The organism is Pseudoalteromonas sp. AS84 (assembly GCF_038900255.1).
Classification (GTDB): Bacteria; Pseudomonadota; Gammaproteobacteria; order Enterobacterales; family Alteromonadaceae; genus Pseudoalteromonas.
In genome coordinates, this window is record NZ_JBBMQY010000016.1 from 77,213 (window position 1) to 97,355 (window position 20,143).

A 20,143-nucleotide genomic window follows, 5' to 3' on the forward strand; every position below is an offset into this window, starting at 1 on the left:
TTATGCAACTAAACTTAACTGGTCGTCACGTAGAATTAACCGATTCACTAAGAGACTATATTAATACCAAATTTGCGAAGCTAGAAAGACACTCTGATCATATTAATAATGTTCATGTCATTCTTGATGTAGAAAAATTAAATCAAAAAGCAGAAGCTACAATACATGTAAGTGGTGCTGAGCTATTTGCCTCTACGGAACATCAAGATATGTATGCCGCCATTGACTCGTTGATCGACAAGCTCGATCGACAAGTAATTAAACACAAAGAGAAGCTTGCTCGACACTAATATGATGAAATTAAGCTCACTTATATGCCAGGACTGCAGCAAAGCTGCGGTCCTTTTTAATAGCAAAAAAAGAATTTTAGAGTTCATTAGCGAACTTGCTCACGACAAACTTCCGTATTTACCGCAACAGGATATCCTTACTGCTTTAATGAGCAGAGAGAAACTGGGTAGTACAGGTATTGGGCGTGGTATTGCCATTCCTCATGGTCGAATGAGCGGTGCAGAAGAGCCTTTAGCTTTAGTACTCGTTAGCGAAACTCCAATAAATTTTGATGCAATAGATAATCGTCCTGTTGATATTTTTGTCGCACTCATCGTACCAGATGGCGATAACCAACAGCACTTAAAGACTCTCGCAACCATTGCTGATAAACTAAACAACAAAGATTTTTGTAAACAGTTACGCTGTGCAAAATCAGATGCTGAGCTTTACCAAGTTATTGTCGATCAATCATAGTTTTATAAAGGGTGTTAAATGGAGTTAATTATCATAAGCGGCCGTTCTGGTTCTGGAAAGTCGGTTGCTTTACGCGTTGTAGAAGATTTAGGCTATTATTGCGTAGATAATATTCCAGTTAACTTGCTTCCTTCATTAGTTCGCAGTGTGTCTGATAGCTACGATAAAATTGCTGTTAGCATTGATGTGCGAAACATCCCTAAAGAGCAAGATGAATTTAACGATATTCTTGAATACTTACCAGGCTTTGCAAATCCTACGTTATTTTATTTAGATAGCGACGATCAAACGTTGATAAAACGCTTTTCAGAAACACGCAGGTTACACCCACTATCAATTGACTCGCTGCCTCTTGATTTAGCCATCAAAAAAGAAAAAGAATTACTTGATGTATTAATCACCCGCGCCGACTTTATGATAGACACAACTGATTTAAGCGTTCACCAACTTGCAGAATCTATTCGTGAAAAGATTTTAGGTAAAAAAGATAAGCAACTAATTGTCACGTTTGAATCGTTTGGTTTTAAACACGGTATACCAAAAGAAGCCGACTATGTATTTGATGCACGCTTTTTACCAAATCCACATTGGGAACCTGAATTAAAACCTTTAAATGGGTTAGATCAACCCGTTAAAGATTATTTGGCCAATCACAGCATAGTGCAAAAATTCACATGGCAAATTCAAACATTTGTACAAACGTGGTTACCGCACTTAGAGCGAAATAACCGCAGTTATTTAACCATAGCTATCGGATGTACAGGCGGACAACATCGCTCTGTATATTTAGCGCAAACTATCGGTGAAAGTTTTGCAATGACACATCCCAATGTAAAAATTCGCCATCGTGAACAAGAAAAATAATAGAGCTGAATAATCACCTGTTCAGCTTAGGTAGAGTAAGTTATGCACTGTGAAGACACTTTTTTAATAAAAAACAAATTAGGCTTACACGCTAGAGCAGCTACTGTGCTTGCGCAGTTAGCAGTACAATTTGATGCGACAATCACATTATTTCAAGATGATAAAGAAGCCGCGGGCGATAGCGTACTTGCACTAATGTTACTTGAAAGTAGCCAAGGCAAAGAAGTAAAAGTTGTATGCAAAGGCCCCGATTCTGAGCAAGCTTTACATGCTGTTGGAGAGTTAATAGCACAACGTTTTAATGAGCAAGAATAAACAGTTATAAAAATAATGCTCGCATTACTAACGCCTCAACTAAAACAGATATATAAATACGGTTAGTGACGCCAGTTAACTCACCTCTCCTCATAAAGTAATATAAAAATTTATAAAGGACGCCAATGCCTGAAGCTTTTGAACAAGATTACCCACTACAGCAACTAAAACAGGTGACTAAGTCACTCAATAGTGGTCAATTTGTTCAAGTTAGGCGCATGCTCGCAAAAACAGCTCCTTGTGATACCGCATTACTATTAGAATCATCCCCCCATAAAATTCGCCGACTCCTCTGGCAGTTGGTTGATCCTGATGTGCAAGGCGATGTTCTTGAAGAACTATCAGAAGATGTTCGTTTAGGCATTATTGCCCAGATGGAACCTAAGCACATTGCAGCCGCAACAGAGGATATGGGCCACGATGACTTAGGTGAAGTATTACGTAGTCTGCCAGACACCGTTTATAAAGACGTTGTTAGCGCGATGGACATTCAAGACCGTGAACGTGCAACACAAGCACTTTCGTATCAAGAGCGTTCTGCTGGCGCGCTAATGAACACCGATACGGTGACCATTCGCCCCGACGTTACGCTTGATGTTGTACTTAGGTATATTAGGCTACGCGGCGAGTTACCAGAAGGTACCGATGACTTGTATGTTGTTGATAAGCATAACTGCTTTATAGGCGCTTTATCACTCAGTACATTATTAACTAACCCGCCAGAAAAAATTGTTCGCGATTTAATGGATGAAGATTGTGAGTCTATCCCAATCTCTATGGATGAAAGTGAAGTCGCGCAATTATTTGAACGTCATAATTGGATATCGGCCCCCGTAGTTGATGATAACGATCAGCTCCTTGGTCGTGTAACTATCGATGATATTGTTGACGTAATAAGAGAAGATGCGGAGCATAGCTTACTAAGTTTAGCCGGTCTTGATGATGAAGAAGATACCTTTGCACCAGTACTAAAAAGCTCTAAAAAACGCTCAGTTTGGTTAGGTGTCAACTTACTAACGGCACTTGCAGCTGCTTTTGTAGCTAGCTTTTTTGAAGGCACTTTAGATGTTTTACCTATTTTAGCTGTACTTAACGGTATTGTCCCTTCTATGGGTGGTGTTGCAGGTAGCCAATCATTGACGCTTGTTATTCGTGGTATTGCGGTAGGTCATATAAATCAAACAAACCAACGTTTCTTGATGATGAAAGAGCTTGCTATTGGCGCGTTAAACGGGGTTTTGTGGTCGTTGTTAATAGCAGGTGTTATTGCCCTATGGCAGTGGGACTTTATGCTTGGTGGCGTACTCGCCTTCGCTATGTTTATGAACTTAGTGGTGGCAGGTGTTGCTGGTGCGAGTATCCCTATTATTCTTAAAAGAATGAATATAGACCCAGCACTTGCAGGGAGTGTAGTGCTAACCACGGTGACAGATATTGTGGGTATATTCGCCTTTTTAGGTACTGCTACTTGGTTGCTGGTTTAAATTAGAAACTTTTGCAAATAACTAAAGTAAAAAACACTTAGGGTAAAGTTGCAGCTATGACAACGGATACTAAAAATAAAAAAGACACACCTAAAAAAACGCCAAAACAAAAAGGGCTATCAATATTAAAAAGTGTATTGATATATGGCTCTATATTTTTCGTAATTTATAACGCTGTTAATTGGTGGAGGCAACCGGTCATGCCTGCAAATCCTCAATTACAATTAATAGACTATAAAGGGCAAAACATTGATTTATCAGCAATGAGCCAAGATAAACCAACGCTTGTGTACTTTTGGGGAACTTGGTGCCCTATTTGTAGTATTACCTCCCCTGCCATAAACGAACTCGCAAACGAGAATAACTACCCTGTCGTGAGCATCGCAATAAAATCAGGTTCTGATAAAGAACTACATGAGTATCTAAATGATCACGGCTACAATTTTGCCACTGTAAACGATCAACACGGTGAGATATTTGCCGACTGGCAAGGACAAGTCACGCCATCCTATATAATCTTAAAAGATAATAAAATGAAGCAAGGGCTAACAGGTATTCAACCGTTATGGTCACTTAAATTACGTTTATGGTTATCATCAACGTTTTAAAAAACTAACTAGAAGTATATTGGCTCTAAATACGCCAATCTTAAGGGGAGTTTCTGAAAGTTCGCTCTTTATTACCTACAATAATATAGCCAATAAAGAGCAAGGTTTACTTAATTTACGTACTAACGAGGCTTAAAAATCCTTAGCGTAATTAAACTAATTACGCTAGATATTAGTAGATTAGATTACTAACGTGTACTTTGACGATTACCGCCTACTTTTGGTTTAGTGTTTGCCTTTTTAAATTGGCTAAAACCGGTATGTCGCGTTAGTGCCGGACGTCCGCCTTTACTGCGACCTTTACCTGCTTTTTCATCACGCCCTTCTTCAGGCACTAAACAGTTAGGCCCTTTACCAATTAAATTAGCTTTACCCATTTTACGCAGTGCTTCGCGTATCATTGGCCAACCTGCTGCATCATGGTAGCGTAAAATTGCTTTATGTAATCTACGTTGGCGAGCACCTTTAGGTACTGGAACAACTTCTGTATTGTTTTTTATATTACGTAAAGAGTTCATCTCTGTATGGTAAATAGTCGTTGCATTAGCCATCGGTGACGGGTAAAAATTTTGTACCTGATCAAGCTTAAAGTCGTTTGATTTAAGCCATAAAGCCATGTTTACCATGTCTTCGTCTTTTGTACCTGGATGAGCTGATATAAAGTAAGGAATTAAATACTGCTTTTTACCTGCTTCTTTAGAGTACTTATCAAATAATTCTTTAAATTGATCATACGCGCCCATACCTGGTTTCATCATTTTTGATAATGGACCATCCTCTGTATGCTCCGGCGCTATTTTTAAGTAGCCGCCCACATGATGCGTTACTAATTCTTTAACGTAACGCGGGTCGCGTACAGCTAAGTCATAACGTACACCAGAAGCAATCAAAACCTTTTTAATACCCTTAACTTCACGTGCTTTTTTATATAAGTCTATTGTTGGCGTATGGTCGGTATCCATGTGCTTACAAATTTCAGGGTACACACATGATAAGCGTCTACAGGTACTTTCTGCTTTTTTACTAGTACAACGCAGTTTATACATATTTGCCGTTGGGCCACCTAAATCAGAAATCACACCAGTAAAGCCAGGTACTTTATCTCTAATCTGTTCAATTTCTTCAATAATAGATTCTTGCGAACGACTTTGAATAATACGCCCTTCATGCTCCGTAATTGAGCAAAACGAACAACCACCAAAACAACCGCGCATAATATTTACCGATGTTTTTATCATGTCGTAAGCAGGAATTTTAGAGTCGCCGTAACTTGGGTGAGGAATTCGCTGATACGGTAAACCAAACACAGCGTCCATTTCATGTGTTTCTAATGGGTATGCAGGCGGGTTTACCCAAATAGAGCGATCGCCGTGTCGCTGAAACAGCGCTCTTGCACAACCAGGGTTTGTTTCTTGATGTAAAATACGCGAAGCGTGGGCGTATAGAGGTTTGTTAACACTTACTTGCTCATAAGCAGGTAACTTAACGTAAGTTTTTTCCCACGGTTTAGGTCGCGCAGGCTGAACCATGATTGGTTTTGCAGCTTCCGCCTTTAAATCAATACCCGCTTGTTTAAATTCAGATTTGCTACATCCAACATCATCAGCGCCGTATGGATTTGGAATAGGATCAATTTTACCAATTTTATCTATAGCGGTAGAGTCACTACCACGCCAACCTGGTAAAGGTTCTTTTCTAATAACAGCCGTGCCGCGAATATCTTGAATAGTATCCATTGTTTCGCCTGCGGCAATACGATGCGCAACTTCAACTAACGGACGCTCTGCGTTACCGTAAATTAAAATATCAGCTTTAGCATCAAACAAAATACTACGACGTACTTTTTCTTGCCAATAGTCGTAATGAGCAATACGACGAAGACTCGCTTCAATACCACCAATAACAATTGGTATTCCTTTGTATGCTTCACGACATTTTTGCGAGTAAATCATTACGGCGCGATCGGGACGTTTACCACCTACGTTATCTGGCGTGTAAGCATCATCGTGGCGCATACGCTTTTCAGCTGTATAGCGATTGATCATCGAATCCATGTTGCCAGCTGTTACACCAAAAAATAAATTCGGTCTGCCTAGCTCCATAAATGCATCTTTAGAGTCCCACGCGGGCTGGGCAATAATACCCACTCTAAAGCCTTGCGCTTCAAGTACACGGCCAATTACCGCCATACCAAAGCTAGGATGATCAACATACGCGTCACCACTAATTATTATTATGTCGCAGCTATCCCAGCCAAGTGCATCCATTTCTTCACGTGTAGTTGGTAAAAATGGCGCGGTGCCATAACATTCAGCCCAATATTTAGGGTATGAAAATAAGGCGCGCTTAGCTTTGAGTGTGCTCATAATTGTGGCCGTAGAATAACAAAAGGCGCGAATTATACCCTACTAAATTGTTTATATATACAAAGTAGTCAAAGCATATCGCACCTTAAATTCTAAATCGTTCATTAGCTTAAATAATAAATTAATCTTTTTTAGCGTTTATTTATAAATTCTATTAATTCATTCTCAGGCATGGGTTTAGCATACATAAACCCTTGTACCTCATCACACCCTAAATTCTTTAAGAACTGGGCTTGCGCTTGTGTTTCGACCCCTTCAGCAATCGTTTTTAAACCCAACTTAGCGCCAAGTGATATAACTAAAGCAGCAATAGCACCTGTATCATCGTTTGGTAAACCCTTTATAAATGCGCGGTCTATCTTTAATCTATCCAGTGGTAAACTTTGAATATAGCTCAGCGACGAAAAACCAGTGCCAAAGTCATCAATAGCAACTTCCAATCCTAGTTCTTTAAGCTCTCTTAGAGTATTAATAACAGTTTCTAGCTCATCCATTACTACGCTCTCGGTAACTTCTAATTCTATGTTCTTGGGCTTAACACCATATTTTAACAATGTATTTTTAACAGTTTGTGCATAACCTTTTACTTTAAACTGCGGAACAGACACATTAACCGCAATACAAATTTCTGTACCCATATTTTCTAGGCGCTTTTGCTGTTGGCAAGCTTGCTCTAATACCCACTGCCCTATATCGACAATTAAGCCAGCATCCTCTGCAAGTGGTACAAATACAGCTGGTGATATATACACGCCATCACCTGTCGGCCAGCGTAATAATGCTTCACACCCAATTAGCGATAAATCATCTAGTGCAAGTTGGGGTTGATACCATACCTCTAACTTATTCCGAGCAAAGTCATGACGTAGCTGCCTAATAATACCTAAACGCCAAGCCATTTTATCTTGCATATCAATACTGTAATAAACGCCTTCTTTATGCTTTGCTTTTTTAGCTTGATTAAGTGCGATATAAGCAACTTTCAGTGTATCAATACCACTACTTTGAAAGTCTTGTTGTTGGCATAAGCCGACTCTAAAGTCGATAGGCAGTAAATGTTCTTCTGCGTAAAATGGAATACCTAGTTGCTCATTCAATTTTTTTAAGTCAAATTCGTCTTGGCGAATAATAAACCCAAAAACATCAGCGCCAATACGTGAAAGTAATTTAGCTGATTGGTAATTTTCTTTTAGCCTTTGAACAATACCAATTAATACTTTATTACCGACCTCTTGCCCTAAGCCATTATTAATATCTGCAAAGTTAACTACATCAAGTAATACAAATATATAATCATTCACGTGGGGCTTTTGATAATGCACTACCCGTTCAATAAAGTTAGTACGATTTGAAATACCAGTAAGCACATCTTTATAAGCTGCATCTCTTAACTTTACAAATAGCCTTATGTTATCAAGTGCTACACTTACATTAGTTAAGAAAATTTCAGCAAATTGAAGCTGTGCTTGTAAGGGAGTGTGTTCGCACTCTATATATAAAGCCGCTTTTCGATGTTTGCTTTTCAATATAAATGTTGAACTTGAATCTATATGTTGGTGCTTTGACAAAGCAAAACATGACTCAACTTGTTCAAATACTCTGCTATCAACATTAATTAATTTTTCACCAAAATAGCCTTCGTAATGCCCACAACCACCTAATACTTGAATAAAGTCATCGCCATCCAACTTGCTACAAACAAGCCCTCTAGGTGCGCACTTTAAAATAACACTCATATGCTTGATGACTTCTTTGCATAATTGCTTAATATCAGTAAGTCCTAAAATAGACTTTGATGCTGAAACAATCGTGTTCATCGCATCACTTTGATATTCAAGCTGGCATACCTGCTCGTATGAGCGAATAGCCGTTATAAGCGAAGTTAATAACTTAGAGCGAGTAAGCTCTGTTTTCGTTTTATAATCATTTATGTCGTATTCTCGTATTACTTTTTCTTCTGGTGTATTGCCTGCTTGCCCTGTTCTTAAAATAATTCTTACATGTTGATTATTTAATTCGTCACGCACTCTTTTTACAACCTGCAAACCGGCATCGTCAGTTTCCATAACAACATCTAAAAAAATAACCGAAATATTTTTATTTTTAGCTAACACTTCTATTGCTTCTGCACCCGAATAAGCATCGTGAAATCGCAAACCTGCCCCTAAAAACTCAACTCCAGACAAAGCTAATTTTGTTACAGAATGAATCTCAGGTTCGTCATCAACAATTAAAATATCCCAAAACTTAGTCTGCTCAACAACAGCATCGTCTTCAAAATCTTGTTCAAAAAATAAAAAATCGTTTTGATCTGACGACATTCGCTCTCCTAAGTAGCAATCTATAAATTATTTTTGGTTTATAATCTAATTCATACTATAGTCGATTAATAAAAAGTTGTTGTATTTCAACTTGAAAAACTAATAAAAGGTGTGCTTATTAAACCATTAAAAATATTAATCAAATGCGTGCTGTTATTACTATTGGTATTGGCACTGGTAGGGCTAATACTGCCTCAAAGTTATAGTGTAAATAAAACAATCGAAATTAATGCCAATCTTAAAGTAATAAAGCCGCTTATCACCGACTTTAGCCAATGGCAAAAATGGTCTCCATGGGAAAAAGTAGACCCCAGCATACGTTTTACTTTGGGCGAACCCAGTTCTGGCCTAGGAGCTCATCAGTCTTGGAAAGGAAAATGGGGGTATGGTGAAATGATCATAACTTCGATAAGCCAAAATAAAGTCAGCTTCAACATACTTTTAAATGCTGAACATATTATCAGAGGCACTTTTAACCTTAGCGAGCAAAACGGTATAGTTACGTTAATATGTAATATTAAAGGTCAAACAACGGCTCCTTTAATATCTGGTTACACTGCAATTTTAAGCGAGTACGTACTCAGTAATACAGTTTCACTGGGTTTAAATAACCTTCAAACTGTTGCACAGCTTAGTGATCCACAAAGGATAATGCACAGTCATGACAGTCAAAACAGCTCAGGCGAGAATTAATCTAGCCAACATCATTGAATCCTTACTTGGTTACCCTATAACAAAAGTAGGAAGTAACGGTGTACTACCTACTAACGAGCAGAGTTACGATATTAAGGGCCAAATTAAGCCGCTTTATCATATCAATAGTGAAAACTCTGTTTTAGCTCGTGCTCAAAAGCGCCAAGATTTATTACTTATTAAACAACAACAAAATATAGAATCAATTTTAGCAATGGCTATGGGATTTTGCCCTGATGTAGCAAGTAGTAAACAGCCCGATGTTGACTGGGTAGAACACTTTATAGCCCTATGTGAAGATACCTCAAATGCGTCAATGCAAATTTTATGGGCCAAAATTTTAACGGGAGAAACCCTTAATCCTGGTACGTTTTCAATTAAAAGCCTACAAACTTTAAAACATATGACACAGCGAGAAGCAGACTCTTTGCAAAAATGTGTGTCGCTCTCAGGCTATAACGAAAAAGACGACAGCCACTTTATATTACTCGGCTTTTACAAAAAACCGTCCTTGTTTGATTTGCTACGAAAAGGCAATAAAGTATCTCTAAATTTAGGAAAAATGGGTATTAGCTTTCCTGATATTTTAACGCTCATGGATCTTAATTTACTGTATAGAAAAGAAATTGAATCTGCAGTGCTTAAAGCGGGGCAAGAGCTTACCCTTTCATTTTTATCGCAAAAAGTAACGTTAAAGGCAAAGAGTAGTGATTTGGTATTAAGCTATTACAAATTTACGCAAACAGGTGATGAGCTTTCTAAACTCATTAATTTCCCTGTCAATAAGGTCTATAAGCAGTTGATTAATAATGCGCTAGAGGGAGAGTTTGATTTAGCGTGGCACGCAATAAAATAATATGCCACGCTTTGTTTAATTAGAAAATACTAATTAAAAATGAACCTGAATACCCGCAAATGGGCCAGATGCATCAATATCAGTAGTAATATCATCTACATCATCAAGTTCTAACACCATAGAACGGTAACCGGCTTTAACAGCAACATCTACTGCTAGGTTATCAATAAGTTCCCACGCTACGCCTACTTGGTAATCTTGTACTTTGCTATCGTCAATAGCCAAAAAGCTACCTTCAAAAAATACACTTAAACCAGTAAATGGTAAGCCAGCTTCGGCACGGCCGTATGCAAGAGGAACAAAACCGGAGAAGTCTTTGGTTTCGGTAAAGTTAGTACCACCATTTTGGGTAGTGCCACTTACAACAATATCACCGTCAAACTGTTTAGCATTTAAACCTAGATCTATTGAAATTAAGTCATTATCAAAAATTTCATAATAAAGAATATAATCAATATGCGTTAAATCACTTACCGTATTTACAGTAGAACCAACAACATAATCAGAACCATTGAAGCTAAATGTATCTGTAAGCAGCGCTGAACCATTTAGCTCAAGCTCTGTATACTTTAATTTAATATTTGGAACTAGTGGCACTGGGTGCTCAAGCGCCGCGTAGTAACTTACAAAAGTCTCATCTTCAAAATCAAAATCTTGAGATGCATTATTTTTGTAAGAAAATTGGCCATCGTTATCTGACTTCCATCCATCAACACCTACATATAAACCTAATAGGGTGTCAGCTTGCGCCGCTGGTGCTAAACATGCCATTGAAAGGGCTGCTGCTAAACAATACTTTTTCATTTTTTATCCTTGAGCTAGTAGTTCGCTAAGTTCGATTAAAGCCGCATTGGCTCTAGAAATATAATTTGCCATAACTAAAGAGTGGTTAGCAACATAGCCAAAACCATTCCCGTTTAAAATAAGTGGGCTCCATACTGTTTCTTGAGTTGCCTCAAGTTCACGTATGATTTGTTGTAAACTTACACGTGCATTTTTCTTTTCAAGTACATCATTAAAGTCATACTCTATCGCTTGTAAAAAGTGTAGTAACGCCCAAGTAGCACCGCGCGACTCGTAAAACACGTCGTCAATTTCTAACCACGGCGTTCTTACTTGTTGCTGCAGTGGAGCAAGAGTTGCTTGTTTATTAGATGAATTACCTGCTAAATCGGTATTCACTTTTTCTTGGCCTACACTGGCGCTTAAACGCTGACTTAAACTACCTAAACGTTTTTCAGCTTCTTTAAGCCAACTACGTAAGTTATCTGCTCGTGCGTAAAATTGGCTATCGCGCTCATGCTCGTTAGCAATTTGGCCTCGATATACCATTAAGTAGTCAATACCTTTTTGGTACTCACCTTCAGCACTTGGCCATGCCCATGCTTCAGAGCTTATATTAAACTGTGGCTGCGCCTTTTTAAGTGCTTCATGTTCAGTAGACTGTGATTGTGAACGACTAAAATCTTTTCGCATAGAAAGCGATAAATCACGTACCATTTCTAGCGCACCATATTCCCACGCTGGCATATCATCCATAATAATACTTGGCGGTATTACATCATTTGATAAGTAGCCACCCGGTTTATCGAGTAAGGTATTGGCTACTGTAATCAATGTAGAAGTAGTTACATAACCCGTTACTATTTTTTCATTACGAAGCTGTGCTTGCTCTTTCGCGTTTGCAACAACGTCAAAACGTGAAGGTTCAGTGCTCCAATAAACAGCAATTGCGTAAAAAATGATAAGCAGTAAAACAACTATTCCTGCTATTTTTCCTTTATGTTGCGACATGTGTACTCCTAATGGTGAGCGTGTTGAGTAGAAGGTTTCGACTGTTTAGCTTGCGCTTCAAGCGACACGACTTGAGCATTAGTAAATAAGCGATTACCGTCACTAAAATATAGCGTGAGTTTACGTTCTTGCCCTACTTTTAATGGCTCTTGTGGTTCAAATACCATTAAATGATAACCGCCAGGTTGAAAACTGACACTTTCATGCGCTTTAATTTCAACCGATTTAACTTGTTGCATTTTCATCATGCCGTCTACATGTGAGTGCTCGTGTATTTCAACACGGCCCAAGCCATCAAGCGTTGCCTTAGTTAAAGTTGCTGCTGTTCCGCCGTGATTAGTAAGCGTTAAGTAACCTACAGTTGAAGTACTGCCAGGTAAAAACTCTCTAACTTGCGCGTTAGCTACTTCGAGTACAGCCACATCAGAAGCATGTTCGTGTCCTGAGTGCGCCGCCAACGATGACGAAAAAAAACTAAATAGTAATGCAGAAGCCATCGAAAAACATAGTTTCGTCATCATTCTTATCCTTATGAAAACTTTAAATTACAGGCTAAATTTAACATAGTTAACCTATAATAGTCAGTCAAATTAAGGATTAAGAGGCTACTTTTTTGTTATCGGCAACAAGCCAACACAACACTGCAACAAATAGTAACGGCCATGCAATCATTATAGATCCAAATAAAAGCGCTAAAACAGTCCCAGCTAACGCCACTACACCCGCACCTACTAATCCCATAGTAATTAAAGCCACTACCGCAACTACAGTAACAATTGCGGCCAAAGCGCCTACAAGCTCTAGCCCTGCCCAGCTAATATCAGCAATCCATAACGGCAACTGCCAAGAGTCGACATGCACAAACGCTATTAAATCAGTAAACAGTAATAAATAGATAATTACACATACTGCCAAAGCTTTCATAGTAATTCTCCCTATACCAACCGGCTTATATACGGGGTCTATTTAACGATAAGAAAATTGCGCTACAACTAGGCAAAATTTTTATATCTAGTTGTTATACATATAAATTTCAATAACGTTATAGAGTGACTTAATTCGTTAAATTGTTCAAATATTTATGCCTGTTGGTATTAATACTCTTTATTTTCAAGGCAGCAATGCGCAATAAAATAACCAAGAGCAACTGCAAACGGAAAGCTTAAAAATAATAAAATAGTTACTAAGCGCGTTGCCCACACCGGAAAATCTAATCGATGCGCCAAACCACTACATACACCTGATATTTTTTTATTTAACGTATCTTTATACCAACCACGTTGGCGATTAAAGCTATTCATAATATTCTCCTTAAGCAGTCTGTTTTAAATCAGTTTTTAAACTTGTTTTCAACTGAGCTAGCTCAGCATCTATTTTTTCATTTTTAACTAAGGCTTCAATTTGTGCAGCTGTCGTATTTGCAGAGTCGGTTAACTCATACGCTTCTATTTGGGCTTCAATACTTTCTACACGTTGCTCAACTTGCTCAAACCGAGATAATGCATTAGCTACTTTGTCGCTTTGTAACGTTGTACTTATCTTTTTTCTTGCAGCTGCTACATCATGGCGTTTAACTAATTGTGCTTGCTTCGTTTTAGCTTCTACTATTTTTTGCTGCAGGCGCTCACAATCAACTTTAATTTTTGCGATAGACTCTTGCAAAGTTTCTAACTGAGTTTGCTTATTTACAATGCTTTCACTAACACGTTGCTTTTCAAGTAAAGCAGATTTAGCAAGGTTATCACTGCCTTTTTCAACCGCATGTTCAGCCTTAACTTGCCAAGCTGCTAATTCTGTTTTTTTAGTATCAATTTGACGATTAATTATTTTTTCTTCACACAATAAAGCAGCAGCTGTACTACGACACTCATTCAACGCATCTTGCATGTCGTTAAGCATTAGGTTTAAAAGTTTTTCAGGGTCTTCTGCTTTATCAAGCATAGCCACAATGTTTGATTGAATAACGTCATTTACGCGGTTAAATATTCCCATGGTATTCTCCTGTTGATTTTTAATTAATTTCAACAAGAAGATTCCAAGAGTTGTGCCAAGTCCATCAAAATAAAAATAAAACATTTAAAATCAAGGTAATAAACAACAAGCCATCTAAATTTTAGTGACTTCAAGCTGAACAGCATAGAGTGTAATTGGCCAATAAATTATGATTTTGACTAATTTTTAGGATCAAAAAAGCCACTCGAAAGTGGCTTAAATTTAGAATTTTTAAGGCTTAGCTTTATTCTGGTACAAAGCTTAATGCTTTATCCATTACCGATAAATCAGCTTGTTTCCCATGACCACTTTCAGAAAGGTGGCGCCTAAAGCCTCGTGCACCTGGTTGCCCCTGAAAAATACCGAGCATGTGACGTGCAATGTGCCAAAAATTAGCCCCCAAACGCATTTCTTCTTCAATGTAACTGTACATTGAGCGCACTACGTCGTGGCGTGATTGTGTGTTTGCAGCATCACCATAAATTTTCTCATCAACGTCATTGAGCATAAATGGGTTACTGTAAGCTTCACGCCCAATCATCACACCATCGATATGTTGTAAATGTTCTAGGCTCTGCTCAATTGTTTTAACACCGCCATTTAAGCTTAAATCGAGTTGCGGATAATCTTTTTTAAGTTGATAAACACGTGGGTAATCAAGCGGTGGAACTTCACGATTTTCTTTTGGGCTTAAACCATTCAGCCATGCTTTACGAGCATGAATAATAAAGTCATCACACCCTACTTTATGGGACGCTTCAATTAGCGCACATAAAAACTCATACGAATCTTGCTCATCAATGCCAATGCGCGTTTTAACGGTAACAGGAATGTTTACTTCGTTTTTCATTGCTGCAACACAGTCCGCAACTAATTGAGGTTCAGCCATTAAACATGCGCCAAATCGACCATTTTGAACTCTGTCTGACGGGCAACCTACATTTAAATTTATTTCGTCATAACCACGCTCACCGGCTAACTTTGCACATTGCGCAAGCGCTTTAGGATCAGAGCCACCAAGCTGCAGCGCCACTGGGCCTTCGTGTTTATTAAAATGTAAGTAGTCGCCTCGACCAAATAAGATAGCTCCTGTGGTTATCATTTCAGTATAAAGCACAGTATGTTTAGTCATTTTGCGATGAAAAGTACGACAATGGCGATCAGTCCAATCCAACATTGGTGCAACGGACATTCTACGAAAGCTTGTTTTTACTGGGTCCCCAGTCATTACAACACCTCCAAGGGTTTCATCATTCATAAAATTGCTGCTCCGAGTTGTTTTAACTGCCCTGAATTGCTTTGAATTACCTAGATGGTGCCCCTATAGACACCCTCGCAGAGTAGGACAAATCAATAACTTACATAAATATGCGATTTGATAATTAAGCGAGGGATTATACACAAACAAGTTTGAAAAATGTATTTATCCAATTTTTAAATAGTAGGTGTGATATTTTTATATAATTAAAAGAATATAATCTTGAACTTCATCAAAATAAAACCCGTTAGTCACGGGTTTTGAATTGAGCTCAATTGAAACTACTCAAACTGTCAGTCTGGTAAAGAGTTATTCAATAGTTGCACAATTTTTAGCTCATACTCGCCATAACTATCCAAATGTTGAAAATCAACATGCCCAGAACCGTTAACAAAGTAACCAATTACTTCCCCTGAGCCATTTTTTCTTTTTTGATTATATCCAAAAAATTTAGAATACCTTAAAGGCGAAACACCTTCAAAATTCTCAATTAGTACCTTACTCTCTGCTGTTTGATTATCAGGATGATAAATCGCATCTCCGTGGAGCTGAGTAGCTAAGCTTTTTTCATATGGCTCAATATAAACAACTCTTTTTATTCCCGCAGCGACTATATGCCTAGCACATACATGGCACGGATAAGTAGTACAGTACAATGTTTTCCCAACCGTACTACTATTGGCACTACGTGCAAGAGCTGTAATTGCATCCATTTCTGCATGTATTGCTCTTGAGTATTCAATTAATGATTTAGCTTTTGATTCTTCTAATATCTGTTGAGCAATTTGAGATGCTCCAGATATATTTTTTGACTCTAAAATACTTTCAATCTCACTTTTTAATAATGATTTATGCTTATCATTGTAGCACTTACTTCCGTGATTAAAGCATCGCTTATCATTATCACTCTCTGCATTATATAGCCCTCCACCAAATTTAGGTACGTCATTACATCCAGTAGAAAGAATATTCCCATCATCATCAGAAATAGATGCTCCAACCTGTCTAGAGAGGCATGCTGATTTTAAAGATGCTGAAAAAGCACTATAAATACCAACTTCATCTTTGGTAGGGGTAATATGATTTGTTCCATGAATCAACTTTATAAATCTAACAACTGATTCACCCGTAGCCTGAGAGCTATCGATATTTCTAATAAAGTAATCAGATTTATGGAGTGATTTTTCAACATGCTGCCCATAACTTTCAGCGGCTTTCCTATCACGATCAATTAAAATACCAGCTTCAGTATCAGTCATTTGCTCTTCTTTTAGGTTTGCGCGTCTTTCATTTTCAGTTCTTAGCATTCCCAATAAATAGAAATTATTACGATAAGTTTCTTTTAAAAGAGAGATTTCATCTGGATGTTTTAATTGGTCAATTATATATGCTGCTTTTTTAGTGACTTTTATAACACCGTCAGTTCCTTCTCCCCCAAAATTAGCCTCCCTTAAAATAGTAATTTTTCTAATAGCCATTTCGGCGAGAATGCTTGCACGATGCTTATTCCTCAACTCATCACCTGAGTCCTGCAATGCTTTATAACGCTCAAAACCTTTTAATTTTTTTAATTCTTCAGCATTACTCTGTTGCGATATAATAAGCTCACTTAAACGTATATGCTCAACATGATATCCAAACTCTATTAATTTATTTTCTAAAGTTGACTTTAACCCACGAATACCAGAACCCACAGTTCCACAAAGCCCTATAATGAGCTCCTCAGATCTTCGATTCTGAATAGTGACTAACGGGGTTTCTTGATTCTTATGTGTGTTATTAGATTGAGGTAGTTCTGTGATTTTTTGGGCGGGCTGAGCCATGGTAACATCCTGTTTGATTATATTAACAGGATATCAATACTATACAATTATTACCAACTCAAGTTATTAGCAGCTTTATACACTCTTTCTTTTGCTTCGTTTTTTCTTTTTTTATCACGAGCAGAAATAAAACATTCAACTTTTGGATTATTCGAAATGTTTAATTTTATTCCATTTTCTACGTTAACTTTCGCTAAATTATTGTCTTTCATTTACTTTCCTAGATAACGAGCAAGATGAGACTCAAAAATAAGAGCGCGCGTATCTTACCCCCGCTTACTCAAATAAACAACCTTTCATTCCTTTAAAACATATTTAGCACAGTTACACTAAAAGATAAACAAATTATAAGAAATAAATAAACATTTAAGCAACATTTGGTAAGGTATTAAGCCCCCAAAATTAAACAGCAGCACCCTATACTCTCCCTCATAGCAAAAAACTTCACTATTTTATTGAATATCAGTCAAATCAAGCATTGGTGCCACAGAAAAGCGTCTATCCAAAGTACATTTATTCAAAGCAAACCTCAGGGTATTAAAGTTATTAAGCACAGCTTAAAAGGCGCTGCATTTTACACAAAAGCCTAACGGGCATCAATGTTAAGAGAACACCTGCAAGCCAAAATAATGAGCTATGCCATTTAAAATATTGGTAACCGCAACCGAACTTAAAATAAGCCCCATAATTCTACTTATTATACTTGCACCACTGTCACCAATTAATTTATGTACATGCGTTGCAAGCAGTAACAAAACCAGTACAACCGCTAATACAGCAAGCATCATTGAAGACGTTAGTAACTGCTCAACCCAGGTATATTCTTCGTTGCGAGTCATTAATACGGCGCCTAACATAGCGCCAGGGCTCGCAATAGATGGAATCGCTAACGGAAAAATAGCTGTTTCAGTACTATCGCGCACACTTTTAATTTCGGCTTCAGGTTTACTTTCACCAAATATCATTGAAAGCGCAAAAATAAGTAATATGATTCCGCCGGCTATTTGAAAAGCCGAAAGTGGGATTTCAATTGCGTTAAGTAATTGCTCACCTGCGAGAACAAAAAATAAGAGCACTAATGCAGATACACCTACCGCTTTAAATATAACTTTACGTTTAAATTTCTCATCATCACCACGTGTGACTGCAATAAATACAGGGACAGTGCCAATGGGGTCAATAACCGCAAAAAAGAAAATAAATATAGCCAATAGTTCGTGCATTACTGGGTTTCCTAGGTAAAAAGCGCTTAATAAAAACGCTGCAACTACAACACAGTATGTTAGTATACCACGGTAGCATAAGGATAAGAGTAATGATGAATATAGAATCACTCGTAAGTAAAGCAAAACAAGTTTGTGACAACCGTGGTGCGCGTTTTACGCCTATCCGCGAGAAAGTATTTCGTCTATTAGCCAGTGCACAAGGTGGTGTTGGTGCATACGATTTGCTTGAGCAATTAAAAGTAACTGAAACAGGTGCTAAACCTGCAACTATTTATCGTGCATTAGACTTTTTAGCTGAACTAGGTTTTATTCATAAAATTGAAAGCACAAATGCATTTATGCTGTGCCATCATTTTGATCATATTCATCCTGTACAGTTATTAATTTGCGATACCTGTGGATTTGTTAAAGAGTTGCACTCGACCGTTATCTCTCATGAGTTAAATAATTTAGCCGCTGAAGGTGGCTTCGTTGTTTCTGGACAAACAATCGAAGCACATGGCAAATGTGAGTCTTGTAGAGCATCATAATCCCCCAAAATTATCCTTAGTGGCTATACTCATACTATATAGCCATTTATTAGCCCCAATTTAAGAGTGCCCACTATGAATGTAGAGTTCATCAATCCGTTTTTATCATCTTTAATTAATGTTTTGAGCACTATGGCTCAAACTCAATTAAAACCGGGTAAACCTCGCATTAAAACTGATGAGATTGCCTGTGGTGATGTATCAGGTTTGATTGGTATGGTTGGCCCGCAAACTCGCGGATCATTTTCAATTACGTTTGATGAAGGGCTAGCATTAACCATTATGGAACGTATGCTTGGCGAAAGGCCAGATACTATAGATGAAGAAGTAACTGACATGGTTGGCGAGATAACCAACATGGTAACCGGCGGTGCTAAAAACTTACTAGGCGAAAAAGGCTTCGACTTTGATATGGCAACACCTATTGTGGTGTCGGGTAAGGGTCATACAATTACTCATAAAAGCCAAGGTAAAAAGATTATCATGCCATTTAGCTGTGACGCTGGTAATGCAAACATTGAAGTTAGCTTCGATAAACTATGAGTTGGCAGCAAAAGCAAATTACATTAAAACCTCGCCCGCGGGGTTTTCATATAATTGATGACGAAATATTGTCTCAACTCCCTGAACTGGCAAATTACAAAATAGGCTTGTTACATTTATTTATTCAGCATACCTCAGCAAGTCTTACCATAAACGAGAATGCAGACCCCACTGTTCGTATGGACATGGAAAGCCATTTCAATAAATTTGTTCCTGAACGTCAACCTTATTATCGTCACGATTATGAAGGTGATGACGACATGCCCGCACATATTAAAACCAGTACGTTAGGCTGTGAGTTAAGTATTCCTATTTCAAATGGTTATTTAGCGTTAGGTACATGGCAAGGTGTTTACTTGGGAGAGCATCGTGACTCTGGTGGCTCAAGGCGAATTATAGCGACTATTCAAGGGGAGCTGTTTTAACACAAGCTTCTCGGTTTAAAATGTTAACCTCTGTTTTTCTTCAGTCATACCCTCATAGATTCAAAATACGCCACTCTATAGACGTAAATCTTAGGCGCGCGAAGTAATAATTTCTAATAATCAAAACTTCAATGCTGAATATTACACATAGAATAAAGTAGATGAGAGATATTTTAAATTATGATTTTTTAATACAGAAAATTTTGAAAGGATATAAAATGATTGGAGCGGTACACGAGGCTCGAACTCGTGACCTCGACCTTGGCAAGGTCGCGCTCTACCAACTGAGCTAGTACCG

At 38.0% G+C, this 20,143-nt stretch carries 23 protein-coding genes; 11 read left to right on the top strand and 12 right to left on the bottom strand.

Going from position 1 to position 20,143, the window contains the following annotated elements:
- The first annotated feature begins 2 nt into the window (after positions 1–2).
- The 6 genes from hpf to WNY79_RS15485 all read left to right on the top strand — a co-directional run bounded on the left by hpf (position 3) and on the right by WNY79_RS15485 (position 4,018).
- A complete protein-coding gene (gene hpf / locus WNY79_RS15460) occupies positions 3–290 on the top strand; it encodes a ribosome hibernation promoting factor (protein ID WP_007580301.1) in 288 nt (95 codons plus the stop codon).
- 4 nt (positions 291–294) lie between these two features.
- Positions 295–747 carry a PTS IIA-like nitrogen regulatory protein PtsN gene (gene ptsN / locus WNY79_RS15465; RefSeq protein ID WP_024599254.1) on the top strand — a complete coding sequence of 151 codons (453 nt, stop codon included), beginning with the start codon at positions 295–297 and terminating at the stop codon, positions 745–747.
- A gap of 18 nt (positions 748–765) precedes the next feature.
- A complete protein-coding gene (gene rapZ, locus WNY79_RS15470) occupies positions 766–1,611 on the top strand; it encodes an RNase adapter RapZ (RefSeq protein WP_024599253.1) in 846 nt (281 codons plus the stop codon).
- A 42-nt stretch (positions 1,612–1,653) separates the two neighbouring features.
- The gene (locus WNY79_RS15475; RefSeq protein ID WP_002957937.1) at positions 1,654–1,926 is read left to right on the top strand and encodes an HPr family phosphocarrier protein; all 273 of its coding nucleotides are present in this window, start codon (positions 1,654–1,656) and stop codon (positions 1,924–1,926) included.
- Between the two features lie 125 nt (positions 1,927–2,051).
- Positions 2,052–3,410 carry a magnesium transporter gene (gene mgtE, locus WNY79_RS15480; RefSeq protein ID WP_024599252.1) on the top strand — a complete coding sequence of 453 codons (1,359 nt, stop codon included), beginning with the start codon at positions 2,052–2,054 and terminating at the stop codon, positions 3,408–3,410.
- A gap of 56 nt (positions 3,411–3,466) precedes the next feature.
- Positions 3,467–4,018, top strand: a complete 552-nt coding sequence (locus WNY79_RS15485) for a protein disulfide oxidoreductase (RefSeq protein ID WP_024599251.1) — start codon at positions 3,467–3,469, stop codon at positions 4,016–4,018.
- 188 nt (positions 4,019–4,206) lie between these two features.
- Here WNY79_RS15485 and WNY79_RS15490 read toward each other — a convergent pair whose 3' ends face one another.
- Together WNY79_RS15490 and WNY79_RS15495 are read right to left on the bottom strand one after the other, a co-directional pair.
- Complete coding sequence (locus tag WNY79_RS15490; protein WP_024599250.1) at positions 4,207–6,384, bottom strand: YgiQ family radical SAM protein; 2,178 nt, start codon at positions 6,382–6,384, stop codon at positions 4,207–4,209.
- Positions 6,385–6,515: 131 nt separating this feature from the next.
- Positions 6,516–8,705: an EAL domain-containing protein gene (locus WNY79_RS15495; protein ID WP_342876307.1), complete on the bottom strand. Its 2,190-nt coding sequence runs from the start codon at positions 8,703–8,705 to the stop codon at positions 6,516–6,518.
- 111 nt (positions 8,706–8,816) lie between these two features.
- Between WNY79_RS15495 and WNY79_RS15500 the strand changes: the two genes are divergently transcribed.
- Both WNY79_RS15500 and WNY79_RS15505 read left to right on the top strand, forming a co-directional pair.
- Complete coding sequence (locus WNY79_RS15500) at positions 8,817–9,398, top strand: SRPBCC family protein (protein ID WP_342876308.1); 582 nt, start codon at positions 8,817–8,819, stop codon at positions 9,396–9,398.
- On the top strand, positions 9,367–10,254 hold the full coding sequence (locus WNY79_RS15505) for a TIGR03899 family protein (RefSeq protein WP_342876309.1): 888 nt from the start codon (positions 9,367–9,369) through the stop codon (positions 10,252–10,254). Before WNY79_RS15500 ends, WNY79_RS15505 begins: the two co-directional genes overlap by 32 nt.
- A 33-nt stretch (positions 10,255–10,287) precedes the next feature.
- Here the strand turns inward: WNY79_RS15505 and WNY79_RS15510 are convergent, their stop codons facing one another.
- The 10 genes from WNY79_RS15510 to WNY79_RS15555 all read right to left on the bottom strand — a co-directional run bounded on the left by WNY79_RS15510 (position 10,288) and on the right by WNY79_RS15555 (position 18,344).
- Complete coding sequence (locus WNY79_RS15510; RefSeq protein ID WP_342876310.1) at positions 10,288–11,058, bottom strand: TIGR04219 family outer membrane beta-barrel protein; 771 nt, start codon at positions 11,056–11,058, stop codon at positions 10,288–10,290.
- A 3-nt stretch (positions 11,059–11,061) separates the two neighbouring features.
- Positions 11,062–12,048 (bottom strand): DUF2333 family protein, encoded by a 987-nt coding sequence (locus WNY79_RS15515; protein WP_002957928.1) that lies wholly within the window; start codon positions 12,046–12,048, stop codon positions 11,062–11,064.
- Between the two features lie 8 nt (positions 12,049–12,056).
- The gene (locus WNY79_RS15520; protein WP_024599245.1) at positions 12,057–12,566 is read right to left on the bottom strand and encodes a copper chaperone PCu(A)C; all 510 of its coding nucleotides are present in this window, start codon (positions 12,564–12,566) and stop codon (positions 12,057–12,059) included.
- Between the two features lie 79 nt (positions 12,567–12,645).
- The gene (locus WNY79_RS15525; RefSeq protein WP_024599244.1) at positions 12,646–12,972 is read right to left on the bottom strand and encodes a hypothetical protein; all 327 of its coding nucleotides are present in this window, start codon (positions 12,970–12,972) and stop codon (positions 12,646–12,648) included.
- Between the two features lie 170 nt (positions 12,973–13,142).
- A complete protein-coding gene (locus WNY79_RS15530) occupies positions 13,143–13,349 on the bottom strand; it encodes a PspC domain-containing protein (protein WP_024599243.1) in 207 nt (68 codons plus the stop codon).
- Positions 13,350–13,359: 10 nt separating this feature from the next.
- Entirely contained in the window at positions 13,360–14,040 is a 681-nt protein-coding gene (locus tag WNY79_RS15535) for a PspA/IM30 family protein (RefSeq protein WP_342876311.1), read from the bottom strand.
- A gap of 244 nt (positions 14,041–14,284) precedes the next feature.
- Positions 14,285–15,268, bottom strand: coding sequence for a tRNA dihydrouridine(20/20a) synthase DusA (gene dusA / locus WNY79_RS15540; RefSeq protein WP_342876314.1), 984 nt, complete (start codon positions 15,266–15,268; stop codon positions 14,285–14,287).
- 323 nt (positions 15,269–15,591) lie between these two features.
- A complete protein-coding gene (locus tag WNY79_RS15545; RefSeq protein ID WP_342876312.1) occupies positions 15,592–17,121 on the bottom strand; it encodes an anti-phage dCTP deaminase in 1,530 nt (509 codons plus the stop codon).
- 50 nt (positions 17,122–17,171) lie between these two features.
- Positions 17,172–17,333 (bottom strand): hypothetical protein, encoded by a 162-nt coding sequence (locus WNY79_RS15550; protein ID WP_342876313.1) that lies wholly within the window; start codon positions 17,331–17,333, stop codon positions 17,172–17,174.
- 390 nt (positions 17,334–17,723) lie between these two features.
- Complete coding sequence (locus WNY79_RS15555; RefSeq protein ID WP_024589771.1) at positions 17,724–18,344, bottom strand: MarC family protein; 621 nt, start codon at positions 18,342–18,344, stop codon at positions 17,724–17,726.
- Between the two features lie 95 nt (positions 18,345–18,439).
- Between WNY79_RS15555 and WNY79_RS15560 the strand changes: the two genes are divergently transcribed.
- From WNY79_RS15560 to WNY79_RS15570, 3 genes are all read left to right on the top strand, one after another.
- The gene (locus WNY79_RS15560; RefSeq protein WP_024599240.1) at positions 18,440–18,877 is read left to right on the top strand and encodes a transcriptional repressor; all 438 of its coding nucleotides are present in this window, start codon (positions 18,440–18,442) and stop codon (positions 18,875–18,877) included.
- A 75-nt stretch (positions 18,878–18,952) separates the two neighbouring features.
- Complete coding sequence (locus WNY79_RS15565; RefSeq protein ID WP_007580265.1) at positions 18,953–19,420, top strand: chemotaxis protein CheX; 468 nt, start codon at positions 18,953–18,955, stop codon at positions 19,418–19,420.
- Positions 19,417–19,845, top strand: a complete 429-nt coding sequence (locus WNY79_RS15570) for a secondary thiamine-phosphate synthase enzyme YjbQ (protein WP_024599239.1) — start codon at positions 19,417–19,419, stop codon at positions 19,843–19,845. The genes WNY79_RS15565 and WNY79_RS15570 overlap by 4 nt, the downstream gene beginning before the upstream one ends.
- Positions 19,846–20,143 lie beyond the last annotated feature (298 nt).